This is a genomic window from Shewanella sp. T24-MNA-CIBAN-0130, assembly GCF_040310185.1.
Classification (GTDB): Bacteria; Pseudomonadota; Gammaproteobacteria; order Enterobacterales; family Shewanellaceae; genus Shewanella; species Shewanella psychromarinicola.
Genome location: NZ_JBEOPP010000533.1, coordinates 1 through 240, shown reverse-complemented (window position 1 = coordinate 240; position 240 = coordinate 1). Strand labels below are relative to the sequence as shown.

General features: G+C 42.1%; 1 pseudogene. It reads left to right on the top strand.

Annotated features, from left to right (window positions below):
- Positions 1-240: pseudogene (locus AAEZ02_RS23405) on the top strand (glycoside hydrolase family 31 protein); the annotation flags it as partial.

Here is a 240-nt window from a genome sequence, read left to right as displayed (position 1 = left end):
CGCATGACGAGCAATTTAAAATATTAACCACAACCCCATCAGAATACCCCCTCACACTTAGCAAAAACAATAATGATTACAGCGTAAGTGGTGGCGAATACCGCCTAGAATTTTACAGCGACCCTTTTCATTTCAAACTTTATAAAAACGATGAGCTAGTACAGCAATCAGCAACTGATGGTCACTTTGTACGCCAGCACCGTTTACCGCCACTAGCTAAAACCGATAACGGCTGGATAT